Origin of the sequence: Streptomyces sp. CB01635 (assembly GCF_002803065.1) — a bacterium.
Taxonomy (GTDB): Bacteria; Actinomycetota; Actinomycetes; order Streptomycetales; family Streptomycetaceae; genus Streptomyces.
Map to the genome: position 1 here is coordinate 142,265 of NZ_NNBL01000007.1, position 12,845 is coordinate 155,109.

Below are 12,845 nucleotides of genomic sequence, written 5' to 3' on the forward strand. Positions count from 1 at the left end.
TCTCGGGCGGGTGAGTTCGCTGGATTGGGTGGCCGGGTTATCCACAACGCGTGAGTAGTTCACCAAGATCCACTTCTTCGGCGTCCATGCCTCAGCGTGGGCGTCGGAGGTGGTGCCGACATGAACGCGTCCAAGGCACGCAGCGCACTCGGAAAGTACGGCGAGGAGCTGGCCGCACGGCGGCTGGCCGAGTCCGGAATGACGGTCATCGAGCGCAACTGGCGCGCGGGGCGGACGGGTGAGATCGACATCGTCGCCCGGGAGGGCGACGCGCTCGTCGTCTGCGAGGTGAAGACCCGCAGGGCGGGCGGCCCCGCCGGGTCCTTCGAGCATCCGATGGCCGGGGTCACCCCCGTCAAGGCCCAGCGGCTGCGCGACCTGGCGGAGCGCTGGGTTCAGGAACACGGGGGAGCGCCACCCGGCGGCGTACGCATCGATCTGGTCGGGGTCCTTCTGCCGGAGCGCGGCGCCCCAGTCGTCGAGCACGCGCGGGGTGTGGCCTGATGGGATTCGCGCGCACATGCTCCGTGGCTCTCGTCGGGGTCGAGGGGGTGGTCGTCGAGGTCCAGGCCGACCTGGAGCCCGGGGTCGCCGCGTTCACGCTGGTCGGACTGCCCGACAAGAGCCTGTCGGAGAGCCGCGACCGAGTCAGGGCGGCGGTCGTCAACTCCGGCGGGGAGTGGCCGCAGAAGAAGCTCACGGTGGGGCTCAGCCCGGCGTCCGTGCCGAAGAGCGGCAGCGGATTTGACCTGGCCATCGCCAGCGCCGTGCTGGGAGCGGCCGAGCGGATCGATCCGAGGGTCCTCTCCGACGTCGTGATGATCGGCGAGCTTGGACTCGACGGCCGCGTACGGCCCGTTCGCGGGGTGCTCCCGGCCGTCCTCGCGGCGGCCGACGCGGGCTACGAACAGGTCGTGGTCCCGGAGTGCTCGGCCGGCGAGGCCGCGCTCGTCCCGGGCGTCTCCGTCCTCGGCGTACGGAGCCTGCGGCAGCTCATCGCGGTCCTGACGGACGAGCCGGTCCCGGACGAGCCGCCTGACGAGACCGGACGCCCCGACCCGATGCTCGCGGGCCTGAGCATCCCGGGCCAGGGCCTCGGCGTGGGTCTCGCCGGGATGCCGCACGACGCCCACATCCTCGATCTGGCCGATGTCGTCGGCCAGCGCGCCGCACGCACGGCGATCGAGGTCGCCGCCGCCGGGGCCCACCACGTCCTCCTCCAGGGACCGCCAGGTGCCGGAAAGACCATGCTCGCCGAGCGGCTGCCGCTGGTCATGCCGCCGCTCACCCGCGAGGAAGCCCTCGAAGTGACGGCCATCCACTCGGTGGCGGGCATGCTGCCGCCGGGCAAACCGATGGTCGACTCCGCCCCTTACTGCGCGCCGCACCACTCGGCGACGATGCAGTCTCTCGTCGGCGGCGGTCAGGGGATGCCGCGGCCGGGCGCCGTGTCGTTGTCCCACAGAGGGGTGCTCTTTCTTGACGAGGCGCCGGAATTCAGCGGCCAGGCACTCGACGCGCTGCGCCAGCCGCTGGAGTCGGGCCACGTGGTCATCGCCCGCAGTGCCGGAGTGGTGCGCCTGCCCGCCCGCTTCCTGATGGCCCTGGCCGCCAATCCGTGCCCGTGTGGCAACCACTCGCTCGTGGGTGGCGGCTGCGAGTGCCCGCCGGCTGCGGTCCGCCGCTATCAGGCGCGCCTTTCCGGGCCGCTGCTCGACCGGGTCGACCTCAGGGTGGACGTGGAGCCCGTCACGCGTGCGGAGCTGACCGGGAGCGGCGCACAGGGCGAGACCACCGCCGTCGTCCGCGAGCGGGTGCGGGCAGCCCGCGAGAGGGGCGCGGCACGGCTCGCGGACACGCCCTGGCGGACGAACAGCGAGGTGCCCGGGCACGCGCTGCGCACTCGGTGGCCCGCCGCGCCGGGGGCCATGGACGATGTCGAGACCGATCTGGAGCGCGGCTTCCTGACCGCCCGGGGCGTCGATCGTGTGCTGCGGGTGGCGTGGACTGTCGCGGACCTCTGCGGCCGGGACCGGCCACGCGCACAGGACGTGGCGCTCGCCCTTCAGCTGCGCACCGGGATCTCGCACGGTGTGGCCATGGCCCTCGGGGGGTCGTCATGAGCGGAGCGGAGGTCTCCGACGGGATCCGGCTCGCGAGGGCCGCCCTCACCAGGATCGTCGAGCCCGGCGACGAGACGGCGGGGCGGTGGCTGAGGGAGTTCGGGGCGGTGGAGGTCGCGCGGCGCATCGTCGAGGACGGGGAGCCGCTGCCCGGGGTGAGCGAGGGCCGCTGGGCGGGGCTGCGGGCCAGAGCGGCCGATGTGCTGCCCGAGCGTGACCTGGAACTGGCGGCGGGCGCGGGCGCGCGGATCGTGTGTCCCGGGGACGCGGAGTGGCCGGCCCAGCTGGACGATCTCGGCGACGCGCGGCCCGTCGCCCTATGGGTGCGGGGGCGGCCGTCCCTGCGGATATGGGCGCTGCGGTCCGTCGGCGTCGTGGGGGCGCGGGCCTGCACGGACTACGGGGCACGGGTGGCGGCGAGCCTCGGTGCAGGGCTCGCGGAGCGCGGCAGCGTCGTCGTGTCGGGCGGGGCGTACGGGGTGGACGCGGCCGCCCATCGCGGGACCCTCGGTGCGAGCGGTGCCACCGTGGCGGTCCTGGCCTGCGGGGTCGACCGGCCCTATCCGCGCGGCCACGTCCAGTTGATCGAGCGGATCGCGGAACAGGGGCTCGTCATCGCGGAGTTGCCGCCCGGTGATCATCCGACGCGGAGCAGATTCATCCTCCGTAACCGCGTGATCGCCGCGCTCACCCGGGGGACCGTCGTCGTGGAGGCCGCCTACCGCAGCGGTGCTCTCGGTACGGCGCGGTGGGCGCAGCGCCTCGGCCGTCACACGATGGGGGTTCCTGGGCCGGTCACGAGTACGCGCTCCGAAGGGGTGCACGAACTGCTGCGCGGGGAAGCGGTTCTCGTCACTGACGCGGCGGAAGTCATGGAGCTGGTCGGGGACATGGGGGACCTCGCCCCGGCGCGCCGCGGACCCGTACTGCCGCACGACCTGCTCGCGCCGGGTGCCGCGGCGGTCCTGGCGGCGCTGCCCGCCGGCGGAACCGTCGGGGTGGGGGACATCGCCCGGGCCGCGGGCACCGGAGTCGACGACGCGATCGGGAGGTTGTACGAACTGCGCTCACTGGGGTTCGTCGAACGACACAGCGATGGCTGGCAGTTGACACGCCAGGCGATCCAGCCTGTCTTGCCGGAAGGAGATGATCGGTGACGGAGGGTGTTGCGCCGTCCGGATGACGGCCGAACCCCTTGGCGTTACGGGGCGTTGGCGTTTCGGCCCGGTCACGTACAGCGACGGATGTGACCCCGCAAGTCGCCCAACGGAACGTATCTGCGCACGTGCGATCCAATAGCCTTCGCACACTGCGACGCTCCAGTCACGCTACGCTCACCAGGATTCCGGCTCGTTCGGTTCAATCCCGAATCAGTCCGGCAACGAAGAGCAACCACGATCAGATGGGCAACCGAGTATCAGACAGGCAACTTCGGATCTTTACCATCAGTCCGGCGCCAGGCGCACAAATCCCCAGTTCACGGCAGAACGGCACAAGGCGACGAATGCCCCAGCACACCTCCGGGTCTGACCGGGCTGCGGTTCCCCCCGCTGCCCGTGGCAGCGTGCGGCCTCCTGCTCCCTCGTCGCTCGAGGAGCTGTGGAGGTCGTACAAGACGACGGGCGACGGGCGATTGCGCGAGCAGCTCATCCTGCACTACTCGCCGCTGGTCAAGTACGTCGCGGGCCGCGTCAGCGTCGGGCTGCCGCCCAATGTCGAACAGGCCGACTTCGTGTCCTCAGGGGTCTTCGGACTGATCGACGCGATCGAGAAATTCGACATCGAGCGCGAGATCAAGTTCGAGACGTACGCGATCACCCGGATCCGCGGCGCCATGATTGACGAACTCCGGGCGCTCGACTGGATTCCGCGCTCCGTGCGGCAGAAGGCGCGCAACGTCGAGCGGGCCTACGCCACGCTCGAGGCGCAGCTGCGGCGGACTCCGTCGGAGAGCGAGGTGGCCGCAGAGCTCGGCATCAGGGTCGAGGAACTGCACGCGGTCTTCAGCCAGTTGTCCCTCGCGAACGTGGTGGCTCTGGAAGAGCTGCTGCACGCCGGTGGCGAGAGCGGCGACCGGCTCAGCCTCATGGACACGCTCGAGGACCACGCCGCCGACAACCCGGTCGAAGTCGCCGAGGACCGGGAGCTTCGGCGGTATCTGGCGCGAGCGATCAACACGCTGCCGGAGCGCGAGAAGACCGTCGTGACGCTGTACTACTACGAAGGCCTCACCCTCGCGGAGATCGGCAATGTGCTCGGCGTGACCGAGAGTCGCGTCAGTCAGATCCACACCAAGTCCGTCCTCCAGCTTCGCGCGAAGCTGGCCGGCTTCCGGCGCTGACAATGCGGAATCGTCCCTGCCGGGCCGTGCGTGGGGCAGGACGACTCCCGCTGCGCGCCTCCCGTCCGTAAAGTGGTGACGTGCCAAGGATTCGAGCGGCCTCAGTGGCCGAGCACCGGTCGATGCAGCGCGGCGCCCTTCTGGACGCGGCGCGCTCCCTGTTGTCCGAGGGCGGGACGGAGGCGCTGACCTTCCCCGCGCTCGCCGAGCGCACCGGGCTCGCCCGGTCCTCCGTGTACGAGTACTTCCGGTCGCGGGCCGCGGTCGTCGAAGAGCTCTGCGAGGTCGACTTCCCCGTCTGGGCGGCGGAGGTCTCCACGGCGATGGAGCGCGCCGGGACCCCCGAGGGCAAGGTCGAGGCCTATGTGCGGGAACAGCTCTCGCTGGTGGGCGACCGCCGGCACCGCGCCGTCGTGGCCATCTCGGCGAGCGAACTCGACTCAGGGGCGCGCGAGAAGATCCGCGCCGCCCACGGCGGGCTGGTCGCGATGATCGTCGAGGCGCTCGCCGACATGGGCCACGCGGAACCGCGCCTCGCGGCGATGCTCCTTCAGGGGGTGGTGGACGCGGCGGTCCGACGCATCGAACTGGGCGCGGCGGAAGACCCCTCGGCCATCACCGAAGCGGCCGTGAGCATGGCCCTCCGGGGCGTCAGCGGCTGATCCAGGGCGCGAGCCCTAGGGGCTCTCGTTTGGATCAGGCCGGGCTCGCGGGGGTCTGGTGCCGCACCTCGCGGCGTTGTCGTCAGTTGCCGACTCCCTCCTCCGCCTTGCGATGCACGCTCCCCCTGCTCTCGGCTTCGCTCGAGCAGAGGGACACCCATGACCCCGCTCCCTGATCCGGCCTGATCCAAACGAAAGGCCCTAGGGCTCGGCGGGACCAAGCGCAAGCGGGACCGGCCCCGGCGCGGCACCCATCGCCGTACCGGCGTCGGCCATCGCCCCGTCCGGCAGCAGCGGCGAGAAGGTCCTCGGCGCGCCGGCCATCACGCCATCTGCACGAACGGCCGACCGGACCGGGGGCAGCGGGACCGGCAACGGCGGGTCGGCCCAGGGCGTGCCACCCGTCCCCGCCCCCGAGCCACCCGCCCCCAGCACCGGCAGCAGTCGCGACGGACCCTGGCGCAACAGCCGGGGTGGCAGCAGGGACAGTGGGTCGAGGTAGGTGTCACCCCGTAGCAAGCCCCAGTGCAGACAGGACGTCGGGCCGCAATGGTTGGTCGCGGGTTCCAGCACGCCCAGTACCTCGCCCGGTGCTACCCGGGCGCCCTTCTTCACCGATGGCGTCACCGGTTCATACGTAGTCCGTAGGGGTGGATCGCCCGTTTCTGACAGTTCCACCGCCACCACCCCTCTGCCCGCCACGCGGCCCGCGAACGACACTCGGCCCCGCGCCACCGCTCTGACCGAGGTGCCGACCGGCGCGGCCAGGTCCACGCCGCGGTGGCCCGCCCCGTAGTCCGTCGCCGGCGGGGCCCAGCCCCGTAGGATCGGGGGCCGCGTACCCACCGGCCAGGCGGCGCCCACGGCCGGTACCGGCGGGGGCGGCGCGAGGCCCGCCAGCGCCGCGGTCATCGTCAGCATCAGCATCAGTCGCATGCACTGAACGGTCCCGTCCCGACACGATCCGCGGGGATCATGGACCGGAACTGTGGACTACCGACCGGTTGTGGACAGCGGCGTCACCCGGCACCTCGCGGGTCCCGTACACTTCTGATGGCGATCGGGGTCACCCGATCGACTTCGCACGCCCCAACACCAGGTCATTCGTGACGGTGTCCGCGCCCCTCGGTCCCTCGTGGCACAGCGCGCGGGGCGTCAGGCGCGACAGCAATCCTGCGGTCGCGGCAACCGAGAACCCAAGGAGTACGGCCATGGCCGTCGTCACGATGCGGGAGCTGCTGGAAAGCGGCGTCCACTTCGGTCACCAGACCCGTCGCTGGAACCCGAAGATGAAGCGCTTCATCTTCACCGAGCGCAACGGCATCTACATCATCGACCTGCTCCAGTCGCTGTCGTACATCGACCGCGCCTACGAGTTCGTCAAGGAGACCGTCGCCCACGGCGGCACGGTCATGTTCGTCGGTACGAAGAAGCAGGCGCAGGAGGCGATCGCCGAGCAGGCGACCCGCGTCGGCATGCCCTACGTCAACCAGCGCTGGCTGGGCGGCATGCTCACCAACTTCTCGACCGTCTACAAGCGTCTGCAGCGCCTCAAGGAGCTCGAGCAGATCGACTTCGAGGATGTGGCCGCGTCCGGCCTCACCAAGAAGGAGCTGCTCGTCCTCTCCCGCGAGAAGGCCAAGCTGGAGAAGACCCTCGGCGGTATCCGCGAGATGTCCAAGGTGCCCAGCGCCGTCTGGATCGTGGACACCAAGAAGGAGCACATCGCGGTCGGTGAGGCCCGGAAGCTCAACATCCCGGTCGTCGCCATCCTCGACACCAACTGCGACCCCGACGAGGTCGACTACAAGATCCCGGGCAACGACGACGCGATCCGCTCCGTCACCCTGCTCACCCGCGTGATCGCCGACGCCGTCGCCGAGGGCCTCATCGCCCGCTCCGGTGCCGCCACTGGCGACCAGAAGCCGGGCGAGAAGGCCGCGGGCGAGCCGCTCGCCGAGTGGGAGCGCGACCTGCTCGAGGGCGAGAAGAAGGCCGACGAGAAGCCGGCCGCCGAGGCTGAGGTCCAGACCTCCGCCGAGACGGAGAAGGTCGCCGACGCCGAGGCCGAGGTCGTCACCGAGGTCGTCACCGAGGCTCCGGCCGCGGACGCCGAGCAGGCCTGAACCTCACCGGTTCGGTAGTTGACGGCGGGGGCCGAGTCGGCCCCCGCCGTTCACCCGTAGATCTTTCAGACTTCGAGAGAGAATTTCAGATCATGGCGAACTACACCGCCGCTGACGTCAAGAAGCTCCGTGAGCTCACGGGCGCCGGCATGATGGACTGCAAGAAGGCGCTCGACGAGGCCGACGGCAGCGTCGACAAGGCCGTCGAGGCCCTGCGCATCAAGGGCCAGAAGGGCGTCGCCAAGCGCGAGGGCCGCTCCGCCGAGAACGGCGCTGTCGTCTCCCTCATCGCCGACGACAACACCTCCGGTGTCATCCTCGAGCTGAAGTGCGAGACGGACTTCGTCGCCAAGGGTGAGAAGTTCCAGGCCGTCGCGAACTCCCTCGCCGCCCACGCCGCCAAGACGAACCCGGCCGACATCGCGGCGCTCCTCGCGTCCGAGATCGAGCCCGGCAAGACCGTCCAGGCGTACGTGGACGAGGCCAACGCCAACCTCGGCGAGAAGATCGTCCTCGACCGCTTCGCGCAGTTCTCCGGCGCCTACGTCACCGCGTACATGCACCGCACCATGCCCGACCTGCCCCCGCAGATCGGTGTTCTGGTCGAGCTGGACAAGGCCGACGCCGACCTCGCCAAGGGCATCGCGCAGCACATCGCCGCCTTCGCGCCGAAGTACCTCTCCCGTGAGGACGTCCCGGCCGAGGTCGTCGAGTCCGAGCGTCGCGTCGCCGAGGAGACCACGCGCGCCGAGGGCAAGCCCGAGGCCGCTCTCCCGAAGATCGTCGAGGGTCGCGTCAACGGCTTCTTCAAGGAGGCCACCCTCCTCGGCCAGCCGTACGCGCTGGACAACAAGAAGTCCGTGCAGAAGGTCCTGGACGAGGCCGGTGTCACCCTGAAGCGCTTCTCGCGCATCAAGGTCGGCATCTGAGTCCGTACCGCGACAGCCGGAAGACACCGCTAGGGTCGACGAGATCCCAGTAGGGTCGACAGCAGTCTCCCGCGTACGCCGCCACGCGCGCGTCCGCGCCGGGCGACCGCAGATGTGACGAGGAGGCCATTGCCGAGCATGGGATGCGAACAACACCCCACCGGCAGTGGCCTTCTTTGTATGTGTGCCAAGTAAAGAGGCGAGATCACCATGACCACCACCAAGGCCGACAAGGGCGACAAGAGCGACGACGGCAAAGGCGCGGGGCGCTTTTTGCTGAAGCTGTCCGGCGAGGCGTTCGCCGGTGGCGGGGGTCTGGGCGTCGACCCCGACGTGGTGCACAAGATCGCCCGTGAGATCGCGGCCGTCGTGCGCGACGGCGCGCAGATCGCCGTCGTCATCGGTGGCGGCAACTTCTTCCGCGGCGCCGAGCTCCAGCAGCGCGGCATGGACCGGGCCCGTTCCGACTACATGGGCATGCTCGGCACCGTCATGAACTGCCTCGCGCTCCAGGACTTCCTGGAGAAGGAGGGCATCGACAGCCGCGTGCAGACCGCCATCACCATGGGGCAGGTCGCCGAGCCGTACATCCCGCTGCGCGCCGTGCGCCACCTGGAGAAGGGCCGCGTCGTCATCTTCGGCGCCGGTATGGGCATGCCGTACTTCTCCACCGACACGACCGCCGCACAGCGCGCTCTGGAGATCGACGCCGAGGCGCTGCTCATGGGCAAGAACGGGGTGGACGGGGTCTACGACTCCGACCCGAAGACCAACCCCGAGGCCGTGAAGTTCGACGCGCTCAGCTACGGCGAGGTCATCACCCGCGATCTCAAGGTCGCCGACATGACCGCGATCACCCTGTGCCGCGACAACAAGCTGCCCATCCTCGTCTTCGAACTGCTCGCCGAGGGCAATATCGCGCGAGCGGTCAAGGGTGAGAAGATCGGCACGCTCGTGGGCGACCACGGAACGCGGGCCTGACACGACCCCCCGCCAGGGGATGGACAATGTCCTGCCGGTCGGACACCGTGCAGGAAAGACACACGACGCAGCCGGCCGCCCTGGGCGCATGCCGGGCCTCACTCAAGACACGCAGGAGCAAGTGGTGATCGAAGAGACCCTCCTCGAGGCCGAGGAGAAGATGGAGAAGGCCGTCGTGGTCGCCAAGGAGGACTTCGCCGCGATCCGCACCGGCCGTGCGCACCCGGCGATGTTCAACAAGATCGTGGCGGACTACTACGGCGCGCTGACCCCGATCAACCAGCTGGCCTCGTTCTCCGTGCCCGAGCCGCGGATGGCCGTGGTGACCCCGTTCGACAAGAGCGCGCTGCGCAACATCGAGCAGGCGATCCGCGACTCGGACCTCGGCGTCAACCCGAGCAACGACGGCAACATCATTCGTGTGACGTTCCCGGAGCTGACCCAGGACCGCCGCAAGGAGTACATCAAGGTCGCCAAGACCAAGGCCGAGGACTCCAAGATCTCGATCCGCTCCATCCGCCGCAAGGCCAAGGAGACGATCGACAAGCTCGTCAAGGACGGCGAGGTCGGCGAGGACGAGGGCCGCCGCGCCGAGAAGGAGCTCGACGACACCACCGCGAAGTACGTCGCCCAGGTGGACGAGCTGCTCAAGCACAAGGAAGCCGAGCTGCTCGAGGTCTGAGGAATTCCGTGAACGACTCTTCCTGGGGAGCGCCGACCGGAGCCGGGTACTGGGGGCCGCCCGACCAGGGGCCCTCCCAGGGGGCTTCCCCGGCGGGTCCCGCGTACGAACAGCATGCGGTTGAGGAGACTCGGCCCATGCCCATCGTGCCCGAAATGCCCGAGGTACCCGCCGGTGGTCGTGACCAGGACGACGATCGGGGGGCTGCTCGGCCGAGCGGTCCCCTGTTCCGCGACGAGTCGCAGGGCGGGAGCCGGCACGAGGACCCTCGCGGTGGGCAGCACGAACCGCAGCATCAGACACAGCACGAACCGCAGCAGCAGACACAGAATCAGACGCACCGCCCGACGCAGCACCAGACGCCGTATGTGACGCCGCACGAGGCGCAGCACGAGAGCCTGCAGGAGCCCATGCCAAGCGCCGCACAGCCCGCCCCCGCACCGCCGAAGAAGAGCGCGGGCCGTGACCTCGGGGCCGCCATAGGAGTCGGGGTGGGGCTCGGCGCGGTGATCGTCGCGTCGCTCTTCATCGTCAAGGCCGTGTTCGTCGGCGTGGTGGCGGTGGCCGTCGTCGTCGGCCTCTGGGAGCTCACCTCGCGGCTCGAGGAGCGCAAGGGCATCAAGGCGCCGCTCGTGCCGCTCGCGATCGGCGGCGCGGCGATGGTCGTCGCCGGATACGTCCGTGGCACCGAGGGCGCCTGGGTGGCGATGGCGCTCACCGCGCTCGCGGTCCTGGTCTGGCGCATGACGGAGCCTCCCGAGGGCTACCTCAGGGACGTCACGGCCGGTGTCTTCGCAGCGTTCTACGTGCCGTTCCTCGCGACCTTCGTGGCGCTCATGCTCACCGCGGACGACGGGCCGCAGCGCGTCCTGACGTTCCTGCTGCTGACGGTCGTCAGCGACACCGGCGCGTACGCGATCGGCTGGCGCTTCGGCAAGCACAAGCTCGCCCCGCGCATCAGCCCCGGCAAGACCCGCGAGGGGCTGGTCGGCGCGGTGACGTTCGCGATGGCCGCCGGCGCGCTGTGCATGCAGTTCCTGATCGACGGCGGTGCCTGGTGGCAGGGTCTGCTGCTCGGGCTCGCGGTCGCGGCCAGCGCCACGCTCGGCGACCTCGGCGAGTCGATGATCAAGCGCGACCTGGGGATCAAGGACATGGGCACGCTCCTCCCCGGGCACGGCGGGATCATGGACCGCCTCGACTCCCTGCTCCCGACGGCGCCGGTGGTCTGGCTGCTCCTGGTGATCTTCGTCGGAGCCGGCTGACCGGCTCGATCGTCCCGCCTGACCTGCGCGGATTCAGGTGACGGGCTCGCTGTCCACAGGGCGGCGGGCCCGTTGTCGTATGCCTGCGACGCTGGAAGGGTCATGCCTAAGACGGTGTCTCACGTGGCGCTTTGGTGTTGCGGCACGATGCCGCCCGAACGTGATCACTGGTCAGGCTCGGCTGATGATCCGGAACAGGCTCCCGACGATCACTCGGATCGCCCCGGGCTGCCGGCGGGCTCAACCGTCGCCCACGACGGACGGGCGACCCGTGACATCAGTTGCCGATCAGCCTGCCAACCTGCATGGATCCTTCCGCAGGAGGGGGCGGGCCGGGCCGTCTGCGGGCCGTCGGAGGAGGGCCCACGACGGCCCATGACGGTCAGTGACGACTACCGCTCATCTCTGTGGGCCCAGGTCACACAAATGGATCTGCGACACTGGAAGAGTTATGCCTAAGCCCGGAGAACTCACTTTCGTCGCCCCGCGCGCAGCCAAGAAGCCGCCGCGGCACCTCGCCGACCTCTCGCCCGCCGAGCGGAAGGAGGCCGTTGCCGCGATCGGTGAGAAGCCGTTCCGCGCCAAGCAGCTGTCGCAGCACTACTTCTCGCGGTTCGCGCACGACCCCGCGGAGTGGACCGACATCCCCGCCGGTTCGCGCGGCAAGCTGCAGGAGGCGCTGCTTCCGGAGCTGATGACGGTCGTCCGGCATCTGTCGACGGACCAGGACACCACCCGCAAGACCCTGTGGCGGCTCTTCGACGGCACGCTCGTCGAGTCCGTCCTGATGCGCTACCCGGACCGGGTCACCATGTGCATCAGCTCGCAGGCGGGCTGCGGAATGAACTGCCCGTTCTGCGCCACGGGACAGGCCGGCCTCGACCGGAACCTGTCGACGGGCGAGATCGTGCACCAGATCGTCGACGGCATGCGCGCGCTGCGCGACGGCGAGATCCCGGGCGGCCCCGCCCGCCTGAGCAACATCGTCTTCATGGGCATGGGCGAGCCCCTGGCCAACTACAAGCGGGTCGTCGGCGCCATCCGCGCGCTCACCGACCCCGAGCCCGACGGCGTCGGCCTCTCGCAACGCGGGATCACCGTCTCGACCGTCGGTCTGGTCCCCGCCATGCACCGGCTCGCCGACGAGGGCCTCAAGTGCCGTCTCGCCGTCTCGCTGCACGCCCCCGACGACGAACTGCGCGACACCCTCGTCCCGGTCAACACGCGCTGGAAGGTCCGCGAGGTCCTCGACGCGGCGTGGGAGTACTCCGAGAAGTCGGGCCGCCGCATCTCCATCGAGTACGCGCTCATCCGCGACATCAACGACCAGGCCTGGCGTGGTGACCGGCTCGGCCGCCTGCTCAAGGGCAAGCGGGTCCACGTCAACCTGATCCCGCTGAACCCGACGCCGGGCTCGAAGTGGACGGCCTCGCGCCCCGAGGACGAGAAGGCCTTCGTCGAGGCCATCGCGGCCCACGGCGTGCCGGTCACCGTCCGCGACACCCGTGGCCAGGAGATCGACGGGGCGTGCGGCCAGCTCGCCGCCACCGAGCGGTAACCTGACTGGCGTACGTACATCTTCATATTCCGACAGGGGAGCGCCACAGCGCTGAGAGTGCGGCATCGGCCGCAGACCCTCTGAACCTTGCCCAGGTCATTCTGGGTAGGAAGTTCGGTCGCCACTCAAGCTGTTGCGCCCTGCCCGGGAATCGTCCGCGATCCCGGGCGGGGCCGCG

General features: G+C 70.0%; 11 protein-coding genes and 1 pseudogene. 11 read left to right on the plus strand and 1 reads right to left on the minus strand.

The features are described 5' to 3' along the window. The first annotated feature begins 120 nt into the window (after positions 1 to 120). From CG723_RS21375 to CG723_RS21395, 5 genes are all read left to right on the plus strand, one after another. Positions 121 to 504 carry a YraN family protein gene (locus CG723_RS21375; RefSeq protein ID WP_100595079.1) on the plus strand — a complete coding sequence of 128 codons (384 nt, stop codon included), beginning with the start codon at positions 121 to 123 and terminating at the stop codon, positions 502 to 504. Beyond that, positions 504 to 2,123 carry a YifB family Mg chelatase-like AAA ATPase gene (locus CG723_RS21380; protein WP_100595080.1) on the plus strand — a complete coding sequence of 540 codons (1,620 nt, stop codon included), beginning with the start codon at positions 504 to 506 and terminating at the stop codon, positions 2,121 to 2,123. Before CG723_RS21375 ends, CG723_RS21380 begins: the two co-directional genes overlap by 1 nt. After that, complete coding sequence (gene dprA / locus CG723_RS21385) at positions 2,120 to 3,280, plus strand: DNA-processing protein DprA (RefSeq protein ID WP_100595081.1); 1,161 nt, start codon at positions 2,120 to 2,122, stop codon at positions 3,278 to 3,280. Before CG723_RS21380 ends, dprA begins: the two co-directional genes overlap by 4 nt. Positions 3,281 to 3,627: 347 nt before the next feature. Then, positions 3,628 to 4,464: an RNA polymerase sigma factor WhiG gene (gene whiG, locus CG723_RS21390; protein WP_100595082.1), complete on the plus strand. Its 837-nt coding sequence runs from the start codon at positions 3,628 to 3,630 to the stop codon at positions 4,462 to 4,464. 104 nt (positions 4,465 to 4,568) lie between these two features. Further along, on the plus strand, positions 4,569 to 5,126 hold the full coding sequence (locus tag CG723_RS21395) for a TetR/AcrR family transcriptional regulator (protein WP_100595083.1): 558 nt from the start codon (positions 4,569 to 4,571) through the stop codon (positions 5,124 to 5,126). Positions 5,127 to 5,552: 426 nt separating this feature from the next. Here the strand turns inward: CG723_RS21395 and CG723_RS21400 are convergent. Then, positions 5,553 to 6,062, minus strand: a pseudogene (locus CG723_RS21400) (M23 family metallopeptidase); the annotation flags it as partial. 275 nt (positions 6,063 to 6,337) lie between these two features. Between CG723_RS21400 and rpsB the strand changes: the two are divergent. The 6 genes from rpsB (at position 6,338) to rlmN (ending at position 12,667) form a co-directional block, all read left to right on the plus strand. Next, a complete protein-coding gene (rpsB, locus tag CG723_RS21405; protein ID WP_100595084.1) occupies positions 6,338 to 7,252 on the plus strand; it encodes a 30S ribosomal protein S2 in 915 nt (304 codons plus the stop codon). Between the two features lie 92 nt (positions 7,253 to 7,344). After that, entirely contained in the window at positions 7,345 to 8,181 is an 837-nt protein-coding gene (gene tsf, locus CG723_RS21410) for a translation elongation factor Ts (RefSeq protein WP_100595085.1), read from the plus strand. Between the two features lie 210 nt (positions 8,182 to 8,391). Next, entirely contained in the window at positions 8,392 to 9,162 is a 771-nt protein-coding gene (pyrH, locus tag CG723_RS21415) for a UMP kinase (protein ID WP_100595086.1), read from the plus strand. A 124-nt stretch (positions 9,163 to 9,286) separates the two neighbouring features. After that, complete coding sequence (frr, locus tag CG723_RS21420; protein ID WP_093780078.1) at positions 9,287 to 9,844, plus strand: ribosome recycling factor; 558 nt, start codon at positions 9,287 to 9,289, stop codon at positions 9,842 to 9,844. An 8-nt stretch (positions 9,845 to 9,852) separates the two neighbouring features. Then, a complete protein-coding gene (locus CG723_RS21425) occupies positions 9,853 to 11,109 on the plus strand; it encodes a phosphatidate cytidylyltransferase (RefSeq protein ID WP_100595087.1) in 1,257 nt (418 codons plus the stop codon). A 451-nt stretch (positions 11,110 to 11,560) separates the two neighbouring features. Further along, the gene (gene rlmN / locus CG723_RS21430; protein WP_100595088.1) at positions 11,561 to 12,667 is read left to right on the plus strand and encodes a 23S rRNA (adenine(2503)-C(2))-methyltransferase RlmN; all 1,107 of its coding nucleotides are present in this window, start codon (positions 11,561 to 11,563) and stop codon (positions 12,665 to 12,667) included. The last annotated feature ends 178 nt before the right edge of the window (positions 12,668 to 12,845 follow it).